13 protein-coding genes are annotated in these 15,039 nt (G+C 61.0%); 3 read left to right on the top strand and 10 right to left on the bottom strand.

Features of this window, described 5'->3' with window-relative positions; translation table 11 throughout:
- Nucleotides 1-130 precede the first annotated feature (130 nt).
- Entirely contained in the window at nt 131-2,410 is a 2,280-nt protein-coding gene (gene ptsP, locus K0H48_RS26145; protein ID WP_017139499.1) for a phosphoenolpyruvate--protein phosphotransferase, read from the bottom strand.
- 22 nt (nt 2,411-2,432) lie between these two features.
- Nucleotides 2,433-2,912, bottom strand: coding sequence for an RNA pyrophosphohydrolase (locus K0H48_RS26150; RefSeq protein ID WP_003176750.1), 480 nt, complete (start codon nt 2,910-2,912; stop codon nt 2,433-2,435).
- A 143-nt stretch (nt 2,913-3,055) separates the two neighbouring features.
- On the opposite strand from K0H48_RS26150, the gene K0H48_RS26155 reads away from it, so the two are divergent.
- Complete coding sequence (locus tag K0H48_RS26155) at nt 3,056-3,712, top strand: HAD family phosphatase (protein ID WP_138813426.1); 657 nt, start codon at nt 3,056-3,058, stop codon at nt 3,710-3,712.
- 102 nt (nt 3,713-3,814) lie between these two features.
- On the opposite strand, the gene K0H48_RS26160 is transcribed toward K0H48_RS26155, so the two are convergent.
- The 4 genes from K0H48_RS26160 to ilvA are packed head-to-tail and all read right to left on the bottom strand — an operon-like array spanning nt 3,815 to nt 7,517.
- Entirely contained in the window at nt 3,815-4,282 is a 468-nt protein-coding gene (locus K0H48_RS26160; protein WP_138813425.1) for a DUF2269 domain-containing protein, read from the bottom strand.
- Nucleotides 4,279-5,544: an SDR family oxidoreductase gene (locus tag K0H48_RS26165; RefSeq protein ID WP_219269893.1), complete on the bottom strand. Its 1,266-nt coding sequence runs from the start codon at nt 5,542-5,544 to the stop codon at nt 4,279-4,281. The genes K0H48_RS26160 and K0H48_RS26165 overlap by 4 nt, the downstream gene beginning before the upstream one ends.
- A 4-nt stretch (nt 5,545-5,548) precedes the next feature.
- Complete coding sequence (locus tag K0H48_RS26170; protein WP_219269895.1) at nt 5,549-5,962, bottom strand: DUF2269 family protein; 414 nt, start codon at nt 5,960-5,962, stop codon at nt 5,549-5,551.
- Nucleotides 5,963-6,002: 40 nt separating this feature from the next.
- The gene (gene ilvA, locus K0H48_RS26175; RefSeq protein ID WP_056857657.1) at nt 6,003-7,517 is read right to left on the bottom strand and encodes a threonine ammonia-lyase, biosynthetic; all 1,515 of its coding nucleotides are present in this window, start codon (nt 7,515-7,517) and stop codon (nt 6,003-6,005) included.
- A 137-nt stretch (nt 7,518-7,654) separates the two neighbouring features.
- Between ilvA and rpiA the strand changes: the two genes are divergently transcribed.
- Nucleotides 7,655-8,326, top strand: a complete 672-nt coding sequence (gene rpiA, locus K0H48_RS26180) for a ribose-5-phosphate isomerase RpiA (protein ID WP_219269897.1) — start codon at nt 7,655-7,657, stop codon at nt 8,324-8,326.
- Between the two features lie 367 nt (nt 8,327-8,693).
- Nucleotides 8,694-10,640, top strand: coding sequence for an autotransporter domain-containing protein (locus K0H48_RS26185; protein WP_219269899.1), 1,947 nt, complete (start codon nt 8,694-8,696; stop codon nt 10,638-10,640).
- Here K0H48_RS26185 and K0H48_RS26190 read toward each other — a convergent pair whose 3' ends face one another.
- The 4 genes from K0H48_RS26190 to K0H48_RS26205 all read right to left on the bottom strand — a co-directional run bounded on the left by K0H48_RS26190 (nt 10,641) and on the right by K0H48_RS26205 (nt 14,951).
- A complete protein-coding gene (locus K0H48_RS26190; RefSeq protein WP_065912277.1) occupies nt 10,641-11,549 on the bottom strand; it encodes an SdiA-regulated domain-containing protein in 909 nt (302 codons plus the stop codon).
- A gap of 120 nt (nt 11,550-11,669) precedes the next feature.
- Nucleotides 11,670-12,593 carry an SdiA-regulated domain-containing protein gene (locus tag K0H48_RS26195; RefSeq protein ID WP_219269901.1) on the bottom strand — a complete coding sequence of 308 codons (924 nt, stop codon included), beginning with the start codon at nt 12,591-12,593 and terminating at the stop codon, nt 11,670-11,672.
- 276 nt (nt 12,594-12,869) lie between these two features.
- Nucleotides 12,870-13,535: a fumarylacetoacetate hydrolase family protein gene (locus K0H48_RS26200; RefSeq protein ID WP_138813418.1), complete on the bottom strand. Its 666-nt coding sequence runs from the start codon at nt 13,533-13,535 to the stop codon at nt 12,870-12,872.
- Nucleotides 13,536-13,556: 21 nt separating this feature from the next.
- Nucleotides 13,557-14,951, bottom strand: a complete 1,395-nt coding sequence (locus tag K0H48_RS26205; protein WP_138813417.1) for an FAD-binding oxidoreductase — start codon at nt 14,949-14,951, stop codon at nt 13,557-13,559.
- Nucleotides 14,952-15,039: the final 88 nt, after the last annotated feature.

Consider the following 15,039-nt stretch of genomic DNA (forward strand, 5'->3'; position numbering starts at 1 on the left):
TGATGTTGATCGTTCCCACGCTCTGCGTGGGAATGCCGCCCTGGACGCTCTGCGTCCGCTCTTGAAGGCGTGACGCGGAGCGTCACTGGATGCATTCCCACGCAGAGCGTGGGAACGATCACGCCAGGCCCTACAGGGTTTTTGCAGATGCCGGATTGATCATCCGCGTCAGCCCCAGGTTCTTCAGCGCCAGTTGCAGCGAGCTGTGGATAACTTGCGGGTTGTCGATGGTCATCAACTCGGCCAGCAGGTCCTTGGCCATGCTCAGTTCAACCTGACGCAGCATCCACTTCACCTTCGGCAAGTTGGTGGCGTTCATCGACAGGCTGTCAAAGCCCATCGCCATCAACAGCACCGCCGCCGCCGGGTCGCCGGCCATTTCGCCGCAGATGCTCACCGGCTTGCCTTCGGCATGGGCGTCGCGCACCACATGTTGCAGTGCTTGCAGCACTGCCGGGTGCAGGTAGTCGTAGAGGTCGGCCACCCGTGGGTTGTTGCGGTCTACGGCCAGCAGGTATTGGGTCAGGTCGTTGGAGCCGACCGAGAGGAAGTCCACCTGCCGTGCCAGTTCTTTGGCCTGGTACACCGCCGCCGGGATTTCGATCATTACGCCAATCGGTGGCATCGGCACGTCGGCGCCTTCGTCGCGCACTTCGCCCCAGGCACGGTGGATAAGATGCAGCGCTTCTTCCAGCTCGTGCGTGCCAGAGATCATCGGCAGCAGAATGCGCAGGTTGTTCAGGCCTTCGCTGGCCTTGAGCATCGCGCGGGTCTGGACGAGGAAAATTTCAGGGTGGTCGAGGGTTACACGAATGCCGCGCCAGCCAAGGAAGGGGTTGTCTTCCTTGATCGGGAAATACGACAGTGACTTATCGCCGCCGATGTCCAGGCTGCGCATCGTCACCGGCAACGGGTGGAAGGCGGACAGTTGCTCGCGATAAATCGCCAGCTGCTCCTTCTCGCTCGGGAAACGCTGGTTGATCATGAACGGCACTTCGGTGCGGTACAGCCCCACCCCTTCGGCGCCGCGCTGTTGCGCCCGGGCCACATCGGCCAGCAAGCCGGTGTTGACCAGCAGCGGCACACGGTGGCCATCGAGGGTTACGCACGGCAGCTCGCGCAGCGAATCGAGGCCCAGCGCCAGTTGTTTCTCTTCTTCCACCACCTCGGCGTATTGCTTGCGCAACAGCTCGCTGGGGTTGGTAAAGACTTCGCCGCGATGGCCGTCGACGATCATGTCGATGCCGTCGACCTTGGAATACGGCAGGTCCACCAGGCCCATTACCGTCGGAATACCCATGGCCCGAGCCAGGATCGCGACGTGGGAGTTACCCGAACCCAATACCGACACCAAACCCACCAGTTTGCCCTCTGGCACTTCGCCGAGCATGGTGGCGGTCAGTTCTTCACTGATCAGGATGGTGTTGTCGGGGTAAACCAGGTTGGTGGTGCGGTCTTCCTGCAAGTAGGCCAGCAGACGGCGGCCGAGGTCGCGCACATCCGAGGCGCGCTCACGCAGGTAGGCGTCGTCCATCAGTTCGAAACGGTTGACGTGATCGGTGACCACCTGGCGCAGCGCGCCCTGTGCCCACTGGCCCGTCTTGATCACGGTTTTGACTTCGTTACCCAGGGACGCGTCGTCGAGCATCATCTGGTACACGTCGAACAGCGCGCGCTCTTCGGGGCGCAGTTGCGTGGCCAGCTTGGTCGACAGGTTGCGCATGTCGGCGCGCACGCCTTCCAGGGCGGTCTTGAACAGTTTGATTTCAGCGTCGATGTCATCGACGGTCTTGTCCGGCACCACATCGAGGTCGGCCGGCGGCAGCATGACCACCGCCGTACCGACCGCAGCGCCCGGTGAACCTGGCACGCCGACGAACTTGGCTTCCTGGATGCCCTTGCCCTGACGGCCCAGGCCACGGATCGAACCGGTCGCCTCGGCGTGGGCAATAACCCCGGCAAGCTGCGCGCTCATGGTCACGAGGAAGGCTTCTTCACCTTCGTCGAACTGGCGACGCTCTTTTTGCTGGATGACCAACACGCCGACGACGCGGCGGTGGTGAATGATCGGTGCGCCGAGGAACGAGGCATAGCGCTCTTCACCGGTTTCGGCAAAGTAGCGATAACGCGGGTGATCGGCCGCGTTTTCAAGGTTCAGGGGTTCTTCACGCGTCCCCACCAGGCCCACCAGACCTTCATTGGGCGCCATGCTGACTTTGCCGATGGAGCGCTTGTTCAAGCCCTCGGTGGCCATCAGCACAAAACGGTTGGTCTCTGGGTCCAGCAGGTAAACCGAGCAGACCTGGCTGCCCATGGCTTCCTTGACGCGCAACACAATAATCCCCAACGCCGCCTTGAGATCCTTGGCGGAGTTAACTTCCTGGACGATCTTGCGCAGCGTATTGAGCATGGCTCGGGGTCGAACTCCGTCGTCAGTCGCGCGCTAAAAGGCGCGGGGCAAGCTCTTTGAGAGCGCGACGATAAACCTCGCGCTTGAATGTCACCACCTGGCCCAACGGGTACCAATAGCTGACCCAACGCCAGCCATCGAACTCCGGTTTACCGGTCAAATCCATCCGCACCCGCTGCTCGTTGGAGATCAGGCGCAAAAGAAACCATTTCTGCTTCTGGCCGATGCACAGCGGTTGGCTGTGGGTACGCACCAGGCGTTGCGGCAAACGATAGCGCAACCAGCCACGGGTACAGGCCAGAATTTGCACATCTTCGCGCTCAAGGCCGACTTCTTCATTCAACTCACGGTACAAGGCGTCTTCAGGGGTTTCGTCGGGGTTGATTCCACCTTGAGGAAACTGCCAGGCATCTTGGTTGATTCGGCGAGCCCATAGCACCTGTCCGGCATCATTCGTAAGAATAATCCCGACATTAGGACGGAAACCATCGGGGTCGATCACGGCAACAACCTCGCAAACGCATGTCGTCGCATTGTTCCACAAAGGTTGTTCCAGCGGCAACGAGGCTTCTTACCTTATGTGCACTCTTGTGAAAAGACCGTATTCTGGACGCCTTTTTACAGACTTTTCAGCGAGTAACTGCAATGCGCCTGGCTTTATTCGACTTGGACAACACCCTTCTCGGCGGTGACAGCGATCACGCGTGGGGCGATTACCTGTGTGAGCGTGGGATTCTTGACCCAGTGGCCTACAAAGCCCGCAACGACGAGTTCTACCAGGATTACCTGGCCGGCAAGCTCGACAACGCCGCCTACCTGAACTTCAGCCTGGAAATCCTTGGTCGCACCGAGATGGCCCAGCTGGACGAATGGCACCGCGACTTCATGCGCGACTGCATCAATCCGCTGATGCTGCCGCTCGCCGTGGAGCTGCTGGCCAAGCACCGCGCCGCGGGCGACAAACTGGTGATCATCACCGCCACCAACCGTTTCGTGACCGCGCCGATTGCCGAACTGCTCGGGGTAGAAACCCTGATCGCCACTGAATGCGAGATGGAAAACGGCCGGTATACCGGGCGCAGCACGGATATCCCGTGCTTCCGTGAAGGCAAAGTGACGCGCCTGAACCGTTGGCTGGAAGAAACCGGGTACAGCCTGGAAGACAGCTACTTCTATAGCGATTCGATGAATGACTTGCCGTTGCTGGAGCAGGTGGCGCATGCGGTGGCAGTGGATCCAGACCCGAATTTGCGCGCTGAAGCCGAGAAGCGTGGCTGGCCGGTGATTACCCTGCGCGGCTGATGACGCCATCGCAGGCAAGCCAGCTCCCACACTTTGGATGTATTCACAGATCAAAATGTGGGAGCTGGCTTGCCTGCGATGAAATCACCTCGATCCCAAGCCCTACATCGGCTTGGCCACCATCAAATAGAAAATCACCAGAAACGCCAGAAACGCCGGCCAGCCCAGGCCAAACCACCAGCGCATATAAGTCGCGGCCTTGATCGGCATCGCCGTGCCATCGCGCAACGCTTGCTCCGCCATCTTGTGCACACGAATCTGCAGCCACACCACCGGCAGCCAGCAGACACCCGCCAGCACGTACAACGCGAACGTCCACTGCAACCAGCTCTGCTGCATCGACCAGCCCGCCAGATACATCAGGCCGATGCCACTCAACGGCTGAAAAACCGCCGTGGTCGTGGTAAATGCCCAATCCGCGAACACCAGGTGTTTGAAGGTTACCGCGATCACTTCCACCTTGCCGCTGCGCCAGGCGCGCAAGGCGTAATACGCCGAGCCCGCCCCCAGGCCGAACAGGATGGTCGAGGACAGGATATGCAGGGTTTTCAACAACAGGTAAGTGTTCATCGGCGCGGCTCAGTCGAAAAAGGCTCAATCCAGAGGAGCCAAAGGGTCGCCACCATGAGTACCAGATTTTTGGCGACTGCCGCGTAGGGATCAAACCAGTAATGGGGCAGGACTATGCTGATAATCACGGTATAACTGCCCATCAACAGCAATTGCAGGATCAATGCCGCCCTGCGCCAGCGCGCAACCAGCAACCCCAGGCCCAACAGGCCATCACACACCGCGCCGGCGATGACGGCCAGTGTCGCCCAAGTGCCCTGCACACCGGCCTCGGCCATGATGCGCAAGCCCCAGGCGTAACCCGGCCCCACGCAGACCGCCGCCGTGCCCAGCCAGATCAGCACCAATACCGCCAGCATCAGCGGGCGGAGGGTGCGCTGGCTGCTTTGGGCCGCCGTGGGCCAGCCGTGCAGGCGTGAGGCAAGCGGCGCGGCGGTGTAGCCGCAAACCGACGCCAGCACCTCGGGGTCGGCGACATTATCCCGCTGGGCCAGGGCGATGCTTTGTGAGTTCAAGGCGCGCCAGCCCAGGCGATCACCCAGCCAGCCGCCCAACCCCAGCAATGGCGCTTGCAGGTACCGGCCTGCGCGCCAGCCTTGAGCGACACGCAGGTGGTCAATGACTTTGGCGAGCCGCATCGGCTCTGGCCCCACCAACGGCAGTACCAATGATTCGCCCGGCCACTGGCGCAACACGGCCAGCACCGCGCCGACCAGATCGTCGATATGCACCGGCTGCAGTTGAGCGTTGAGGTCCAGCAAGGGAATCAGCGGCCAGGGCGACAGCCCCGCCAACCAGGCACTGCTGGCGCCACCCTCACCCACCACCAGCGAAGGCCGCAGCACCACCGCGGGTACGCCAAGGCTCAGCAGATAGTCGTCAGCAGCACCTTTGCTGGCCAGAAATGGCACATCCGATTGCGCTGAGGCGCCGAGGGCAGAGATCTGCAGCACTCGCACACCGTGACGGGCGGCCAGATCAAACAGCGCGCGGGCGCCCTGGTCCTGGACGCGGCTCAACTCGGCCGCATCCACGCTCAGCAATCCCGCCGCATTGATGACTAAATCGACCGATTCTGGAAATACCCAGCAACCCGGGTCGGCAGCCAACCGGCCCAAATCCAGCGCCTGCCATTGCACCCCTGGCCAGCCCTGACTTACCGGCTTGCGACACGTCGCGATCACCCTGTGCCCAGCCTGCTGCAGAGCGCGCAGCAAGTGGCCACCGACAAAGCCGGTGGCGCCGACGAGCAGGATATTCATGCCGTTAAACCGGCTTGGCGCCCATCAACCCGGCAATCGCCACAAACCCCGCCAGGCTGACCACCGCCAGTATCAGGGTGAAATTCAGGTTGCCGCCACCGCCCAATCGCAGGCGGTTAAGCCGCGCCACCAGCCAGAACCACGCCAGTGCCGCCACGGTGTAGAGAATGCTGGAGCCCAAAATCCAGGTTTGCCCCAGCGGCCAGCCGAGCAAATGCACCAGCCACCAGCCGGTGAACGGCATGCTCACCACGCAAACCCCCATCAGCAACCACACGAACGCCCAGGGGCGTTGCACGGTAACCGTCGGGCCGGCGCTGCGTTTGCGCCAGGCCAGTACCGCCAGCCCGAGGCCGCTGAGCAACAGCAACACGGTGGCGGTGATGTGGATAACCTTGAGGGTGGTCAGCGTTTCCATGGTCTTGATTCCTTAAAGGCCGCCCAGTCAGCGTAGTCGCTCAACCGAGGAACAGCTGGTAAGCCGGGTTTTCGCTCTCATCCCAATACGGGTAGCCGATTTCTGCCAACGCGGCCGGCACCAGGTGGCGCTCGTCTGCCGGCACTTGCAGGCCCGCGACCACACGGCCGTCGGCTGCGCCGTGGTTGCGATAGTGGAACATCGAGATGTTCCAGCGCCCGCCTAATTTGTTAAGAAAGTTGAACAGCGCGCCCGGACGCTCGGGGAATTCGAAGCGAAACACCAGCTCGTCGCTGACTTTGGCCGCATGCCCGCCCACCATATGGCGAATGTGCAACTTGGCCAGCTCGTTTTCGGTCAGGTCCAGCACCGGGAAGCCCTGGCTGGTGAGGCTGGCGATCAAGGCGCTGCGCGGGTCGTTTTCCGGGTGAGTCTGCACGCCGACGAAGATGTGCGCCTCGCGGCCGGAGTGGTAGCGGTAATTGAATTCGGTGATCTGGCGCTTGCCCACGGCCTCGCAGAACGCCTTGAAGCTGCCCGGCTGCTCGGGGATGGTCACGGCGATGATGGCCTCGCGGCCTTCACCCAGCTCGGCGCGCTCGGCCACATGGCGCAGGCGGTCGAAGTTGACGTTGGCGCCGGAGTCGATGGCCACCAGGGTCTGGCCGGTCACGCCACGGGTTTCCACGTATTTCTTGATACCCGCCACGCCCAGCGCGCCCGCAGGCTCGGTGATGGAGCGAGTATCGTCGTAGATGTCCTTGATGGCCGCGCAGATCTCGTCGGTGCTGACGGTGATCACTTCATCCACATAGTCTTTGCAGATATCAAAGGTGTGCTGGCCGATCTGCGCCACCGCCACGCCATCAGCAAAGATGCCGACGGTCGGCAACACTACGCGCTCGCCTGCGGCCATGGCGGCTTGCAGGCAGTTGGAGTCGTCCGGCTCGACGCCGATGATCTTGATTTCCGGGCGCAGGTATTTCACATACGCCGCAATCCCGGCGATCAGCCCGCCGCCGCCCACGGGTACGAAAATCGCGTCCAGAGGCCCAGGGTGCTGGCGCAGAATCTCCATCGCCACGGTGCCCTGCCCGGCAATGGTGTGCGGATCATCGTAGGGGTGAATGTAGACGTAGCCTTTTTCGTCGACCAGTTTGAGCGAGTAGGCCAGGGCTTCCGGGAAGGAGTCACCGTGCAGCACCACTTTACCGCCCCGCGAGCGCACGCCTTCAACCTTGATTTCCGGGGTAGTCTTGGGCATCACGATGGTGGCTTTCACCCCCAGCACCTTGGCCGCCAGGGCCAGGCCCTGGGCGTGGTTGCCCGCCGAGGCGGTGACCACACCGCGCGCGCGCTCTTCGGCGCTCAGTTGGGTGAGCTTGTTGTAGGCACCGCGAATCTTGAACGAGAACACCGGCTGCAAGTCTTCACGCTTGAGCCAGACCTTGTTACCCAGCCGCTCGGAGAGCTGGCGAGCGGTCTGCAATGGGGTTTCTACGGCAACGTCGTAAACGCGCGAGGTAAGGATCTTTTTGACGTACTGTTCAAGCATCGGCGGGAATCACTGGGCGAGTTGGGCAGGGCCAAGGAGTCTAACCCGGCTTTTGGCCGGGCGACCACACGAATCCCGAGGTTTTGTTGGGTTATACTCGCCGCCCTCGATAACTCCCCGCCCGTTCCGGAGCCCGCATGACCCAGGATCAACTCAAACAGGCAGTGGCCCAAGCCGCCGTCGATTTAATCCTTCCTAAACTCGACGATAAAAGCATCGTCGGTGTCGGCACCGGCTCCACCGCCAACTGCTTTATCGACGCGCTGGCCCAGCACAAGGGCGCATTCGACGGCGCCGTGGCCAGCTCCGAAGCCACCGCCGCGCGCCTTAAAGGGCACGGCATTCCAGTGTACGAGCTCAATACCGTGAGCGACCTGGAGTTCTACGTCGACGGCGCCGATGAAAGCGACGAGCACCTGAACCTGATCAAAGGCGGCGGCGCAGCCCTGACCCGCGAAAAGATCGTTGCAGCCGTGGCCAAGACCTTTATCTGCATCGCCGACGCCAGCAAGCTGGTGCCGGTGCTCGGCGCCTTCCCGCTGCCAGTGGAAGTGATCCCGATGGCCCGCAGCCACGTGGCCCGCGAGCTGGTGAAACTGGGCGGCGACCCGGTATACCGTGAAGGCGTGCTGACCGACAACGGCAACATCATCATTGATGTATTCAACATGCAGATCACCAACCCGGTGGAGCTGGAGTCGCAGATCAATGCGATCGTCGGCGTGGTGACCAATGGCCTGTTCGCGGCGCGCCCGGCGGATGTGTTGCTGCTGGGTACTTCTGAAGGCGTTAAAACCCTCAAGGCCTAAAGCCCAGCGCTGATTTCCTGTGGAGACAGGGCTTGTGTGGGAGCGGGCTTGCTCGCGAATGCGGTGTGTCAGTCAACTGATCTGGCGACTGATACACCGCATTCGCGAGCAAGCCCGCTCCCACAGTAAATTTGTGCTGACCTGGATATCCATGTAACAAAACCGCTACTTTTCGCAGCACCCCTCGCCAAAACCGTGCGCCATGTCACGGCATCCCTCGCCTCTCTTAGTATCAAATCCGTTACAAATTACAGCCAGGCGACCCACGCGTTTAACAATGCGCCACTTCGCGCTCGCCCATGGAATGAGGCGCGCATTGTGCAAAGGGTCTGGGCCAGAAAACTTCAATCACCTCAAGGAAGACCTTGTGATAAAGCCCCTAGCCCTCGCGATCAGCGTGGTCGGCAGCCTGCTGTCGGCGCAAACCCAGGCCTATGATTACGGCCAGCACGCCAATACCACCCTGGAAAAGCTGATCAACGATTACCCCGGCCGGTATCGCGGCACGGCCAATTTCGCTGGCGCGGCGGATTGGATGCAAAGCCAGATGGGTTCGGCCTACAGCCTCAGTCGCCAGAACTTCACCTGGAACAACGGCACCCGCGCCTCGCAAAACGTGGTGGCCTATGCTGCGGGCACTAAGCCGCAATACGTGGTGATTGGCGCGCACTTCGATACCTACTTCGGCCGCCCGACCTTGCAAGGCCTGGACGACAACGGCTCCGGCGCCAGCGTGCTGACCGAAGTGGCGAAGAACCTTGGCGGTTTGCAGCTGGAAAACGGCCTGCAGGTGGTCGCCTTCGGCGCAGAAGAGGAAGGCCTGCGCGGCTCCAAAGCCTTTGTCGACTCACTCAGCGCCAGCCAACGCGCGAACATGCTGGCGATGATCAACCTCGACAGCCTGATCACCGGCGACATGATGTACGCCCACGCTGGCCAGAACAGCACCGCCAACCCCGCACTGGCGTCGCTGCGCGAACACACCTTCCAGATCGCCAAGGAATTGAACATCCCGTTGTTCACCAACCCCGGCCTGGACGCGCAATACCCCAAAGGCACCGGCTGCTGCAGTGATGGCGAGCCGTTCGAACCGCTGAAGATCCCGATTCTGTATATCGAAGCCACCAACTGGGAGCTGGGCGACCTGGACGGCTACACCCAGACCAACAACCCGAAAATCCCCGGCGGCTCCACCTGGCATGACCCGGCAGAAGACAACAAAACCGTGCTCACCAACGCCTTCGGCCAGGAACGCATCGACCAGCGCTTGCGCGACTATTCGCGCCTGCTCAGCCGCCTGGTGCTGGAGCTGACCAACGCCGACCTGCTGGCCTCGACCGCCTCGGGCGGCGCCGTTGCGCGCAACATGCAGGACAACCTGCAACGCCAGCACCAGGCCATGGTGCGCCTGCATGATCGCCGTTGGTTGACCTTGCAAGCGGCTGCCCGTGAGGTCGGAAGCTTTGATGGCGAAATCGGCATGGACGGCGAATACACTCCGGACAGCGGCTTCGACAGCCCGCTCAACCGTGACGCCCGGCGCCTGGGCGTGCACGCCTTGGGCGACTATCAGCTCACCTCCAGCCTGAATATCGGCGCCAGCCTCAGTTACCTCAATGGCCGTGACAAGCTGGAGCAACGCGGCAAACTCGACAGCGATACTTGGCAGGCCGCGGTCTATGCATTGCTCAACGATGGCGGGCCAAGCTGGCTGGCGGGTGACGTGAGCGCCGGCCACACGCGCTTTGAGGCCAAGCGCAACCTGCTGATCCAAGCCAATGGCGGCCCGGTGCTGCTCAATCAACAACTGAGCGGCAACGCCGACGCACTGACCTTGGGCGCGCGCGTACTCGGCGGTTATGACTTCGACTTCGGCGCGATCAAGAGCGGGCCGTTTGCTGGCCTGGACTACAGCCATTCGCGGATCGACAAGTTCCACGAGAAACAGAACCTGCGCACGGCGTTGGCGTACGAAGAACAGTCTTTCGACTCCCTGGAAGCCAGCCTCGGCTGGCGCGTGCGCGGGGCTGTCGCCCTGCCCTATGGTTTGAGCCTGCTGCCTTACGGCGACATCGCCTGGGTCAAGGAACTGGCTGACGGGCGTCTCGATGACCTGCAATTGACCGCCCGCGCCGACGGCCAGGCGCGCACCGCCAAGCTGGGCTCCGTGGACAAAAGCTTTGGCCGCGCACAAATCGGCAGCCAGCTGGCGATCACCCCGCAGTTGGGCGTGTATGCAGAGGTGAACAGCCGCCTTGGGCATGCCGAGGGCAGCCAGACCGGCTATTCCCTGGGCGTGCAGTGGATGTTCTGATCAGGGCTTCTTGAACACGTAAAACAGGTTCGGCTCGCTGACCAGGTACAGCGAACCCTCGTCATCCATGGCGATCCCCTCGGCCTGAGGCACACGCTTTTTCAGGCCATGGCGCCCGTTGAGCAGGGAAAGACTGCTCAACGGGCGACCGTCGATGTCCAGCTCCAGCACCAGGAACGACTCATCCGACAGCGCCAGCAAATGCCCGCTGCGCTCGTCGTATTGCAGGCTCGACAGGTCGCGCACAAACAGCCCGGCATCGCGCTTGGGGTTGTTGATCACATGCACCGAGTAGGTTTTTTCCGGCTTGAAATGGGGAAACCCGTGCACCTCGTAAATCAGCATCGGGTCGCGCTCCTTGGCCACGAACAGGCGCTTGCCCACCGAATCGTAGGCCAGCCCCTCGAAACCTTTGTTGCCCCCGATATGCACGCCCAAGGTCATTTGCTCCGCATCGGCAGCATCGAGAAACTGGGTGTCGTCATTCACGTGCACCTTGATCAGCCGCTGCTGGGCTTCATCGCTGATTACATAAATGTTGTCGCTGATGAACTCCACCGCCTCGGCATCACCGAAGCCCACCAACGGGATACGCCGCAAAATCCTGCCGTCCAGCGACAGCTCGATCAGCTCGGCGTTTTTGTTAGTCACCGTAAACAGGCTTTTGCGTATCGGGTCGTAAGTGAGGGCCGAGACATCATCGTCGAGCCCTTCGATGACCTTGGCTTCCAGGCTTACCCGGTAATCATTCAGGCCAATGGAGCGCTCATCGGCAGGATGGCGCCAGTTTTGAAGGTTGAACCAGGCCCGCTCGAACAAGCGAAAGTTCTGCGCGACCGCCCCGGCAATCACCAGAGCGAGCAGCAAAAGGATAAAAAATGCGGGTTTGGGGCGGGCGAGTCGACGCATCGGGCAAGCTCAAAGTCAAAAAGTGGCGAATAAGTATCACGCCCGTCTGAATTTAAACTTAAACGCAGTCGACTGCTTGGCGAATGCCGCTGATAGCGAAGTATCCGACGTAATAGTCAGCTATTTCTGCTTCTCGAAGCGATAAAACAGGTTGGGTTCGCTGACCATGTACAAGGTGCCGGCTTCGTCCATGGTCACACCTTCCGCACGCGGGATGGTGTGCTTGAGGCCATTGAAGCCGCCGAGCAGGGTCATGAAGCTGACCTGCTCGCCCTGCTCGTCCAGCTCCAGCAGCAGGTGGGAATCGGCCGACAACACCAGCAGATGCCCGGTGCGTGGGTCGACGGCCAGGGCCGAGAGGTTGCGCATGTCCAATTCAGTGCTGGCGATCTTCTGCTTGTCGCCGGTCAGCGTGGCGCCATCGCTTTTCCAGGTGAACAACGCCGGTGGGCGCTCTTCGCCAAGCACGATTTGCTGGTTGCGCTTGTCCCAGGTCACACCTTCAAACGCCTTGTTCTGGTCCTTGGACGGGCCAAGGTCGTAGTGCTTGAAGTCGGCATAGTTCAGTTGCTGGGTGCTGGCGTCGACACTCACCACTGTCAGCGTGTGCATGCGCTCATCGACAATGGCCATCAGGCCGTTTTCCATCACGGTGACGCCTTCCGGGTTGTTCCAGCCGTTGAGCGGCATCTTGCGCAGCACGTCGCCTTGCAGGTTCAGCTCAACCAGGAAGGGGTTTTTGCCCATTACGGAAAACAGGGTTTTGGTCTGCGGGTTGTAGGACAGGTCCGAAGCCTCGTCCTTTTCCATGCCCGGCAGCAGTTTGCCATCGATCACCGCCTGGTAATCCGGCAGCCAGACGCTGGCTTGGCGTTCGGCCGGGGTTTCGAACCGCTCAGCGATCCACAGCACACCACGGTCGTCCCAATGCATCGCCCAGGCAACGCCATACACAATGGTCCCGACCAGCAACAGCCAGGAATACCAGCGCAGGGCAAAACGTGAACGGGGCTTGGAAGTGAGGGTAGGCAGGGACACGGCCATTGAGCGCTTTTCCGCAGAGTCAGCTTTAGGTGATAGCACAGGATCAGCAGACCCGCGCGCAGGAGGCTGGGGATTATCCGGATGGCGTGTGAAAAAAATGCAAAATGCCTCGGAATCTGAGTATGGCCACAAACAAATGTGGGAGCAGATTTGTGTGGGAGCTGGCTTGCCTGCGATGCAGGCAACTCGGTCTTTCAGTTAGACCGAGGCGATGCTATCGCAGGCAAGCCAGCTCCCACACAAGCCCGCTCCCACAGGTGATTGCCTGCAGAGCCTTTAGCGAACGACGCTTTCGAAGCGGCTACCGCCACCCAGTTCCAGCACCAGTTCATCGCCCACATTCAGCGGGCCTACACCGGCGGGGGTGCCGGTGAGGATCACATCGCCCGCCTGCAGCGAGAAGCAGCCGGCCATGTGCTGGATCATCGGGATGATCGGGTTGAGCATCTGCGAGCTGTTGCCGTCCTGGCGCACTTCGCCATTGATGGTCAGGCGAATGCCGATATCAGTCACGTCGGCAAAGGTGCTGCTCACCACAAACGGTGCGATGACCGCCGCGCCGTCAAAAGACTTGGCGATTTCCCATGGCAAGCCTTTGGCTTTCAGCTCGGCCTGCTTGTCGCGCAGGGTCAAATCCAGGGCAGGAGCGAAGCCGGAAATGGCGTCCAGCACTTCTTCACGGCTGGGTTTGGTCGACAACGGTTTGCCGATCAGCACCGCGATTTCCGCTTCGTAGTGCACCGAACCGCGCTCGGTCGGAATGGCGAAACCGCCTTCCAGCGCGACCACGCAGCTGCCCGGCTTGATGAACAGCAACGGTTCGGTCGGCACCGGGTTGTCCAGTTCCTTGGCGTGTTCGGCGTAGTTACGCCCGATGCACACCACTTTGCCCAGGGGAAAGTGGATGTTGGTGCCGTCGACATACTTGTGCTGGTAGCTCATGAAACGACTCCTTCAGGGCGGTTAAACAGCGAAGATCTTGCCAGGGTTCATGATCCCGTTCGGGTCGAACACCGCTTTCACTGCTTTCATGTATTCGATTTCAACCGGGGAACGGCTGTAGGTCAGGTAATCGCGTTTGGTCATGCCCACGCCGTGTTCGGCGGAGATCGAGCCGTTGTACTTCTCGACGGTCTCGAACACCCACTTGTTGACGGTAGCGCACTTGGCGAAGAACTCGTCCTTGCTGAGGTTTTCCGGCTTGAGGATGTTCAGGTGCAGGTTGCCGTCGCCGATGTGGCCGAACCAGACGATTTCGAAGTCCGGGTAGTGTTCACCGACGATCGCATCAATTTCCTTCAAGAACGCCGGTACTTTGGAGACAGTTACCGAAATGTCGTTCTTGTAAGGCGTCCAGTGGGAAATGGTCTCGGAGATGTACTCACGGAGTTTCCACAGGTTGTGCAGCTGGGTTTCGCTCTGGCTCATCACGCCGTCGAGCACCCAGCCCTGCTCTACGCAGTGCTCGAAGGTTTCCAGGGCATGGTTGGCAACTTCTTCGGTGGTGGCTTCGAATTCCAGCAGCGCGTAGAACGGGCAGTCGGTTTCGAACGGCGCCGGTACATCGCCACGGCCCATGACCTTGGCCAGGGCTTTGTCGGAGAAGAATTCGAAGGCAGTCAGGTCCAGTTTGCTCTGGAACGCGTGCAAGACTGGCATGATCGAGTCGAAATCGGTGGTGCCGAGCACCATGGCGGTGAGGTTTTTCGGCGCACGGTCCAGGCGCATGGTGGCTTCGACCACAAAGCCCAGCGTGCCTTCGGCGCCGATAAACAGCTGGCGCATGTCGTAGCCGGTGGCGTTCTTGATCAGGTCGCGGTTCAGCTCCAGCACATCACCCTTGCCGGTGACCACTTTCATGCCGGCCACCCAGTTGCGGGTCATGCCGTAACGAATCACCTTGATCCCGCCGGCATTGGTGCCGATATTGCCGCCAATCTGGCTCGAACCCGACGAAGCGAAGTCCACCGGGTAGTACAGGCCTTTTTCTTCGGCGACGTTCTGCAATTGCTTGGTGACCACGCCCGGCTGGCACACGGCGGTGCGGTCGGTGAGGTTCACGTCGAGAATCTGGTTCATATAGTCGAATGACACCACCACTTCGCCATTGGCCGCCACCGCAGCAGCCGACAGACCGGTACGGCCACCCGATGGCACCAGCGCCACCTTGTGTGCATTGGCCCAACGGACGATGGCCTGCACCTGCTCGATGGTCTTGGGGAACACGATAGCGGTCGGCGCGGGGGCGAAGTGCTTGGTCCAATCCTTGCCGTAAGCCTCCAGGGAGTCTGCATCGGTCAGCACTTTGCCAGGCTCAACCAGGGTCTTCAGCTCATCAATCAGGGCAGGATGGGTCATCGACAGAACTCTCGAACAATTCATGGTCATCCTGAGAACGCTTCACGTCGCAGGAATGGGTGTTTAGCGGGGCACGTATGCTAGCATA

It is taken from the genome of Pseudomonas sp. Xaverov 259, assembly GCF_019352915.1.
GTDB lineage: Bacteria > Pseudomonadota > Gammaproteobacteria > Pseudomonadales > Pseudomonadaceae > Aquipseudomonas.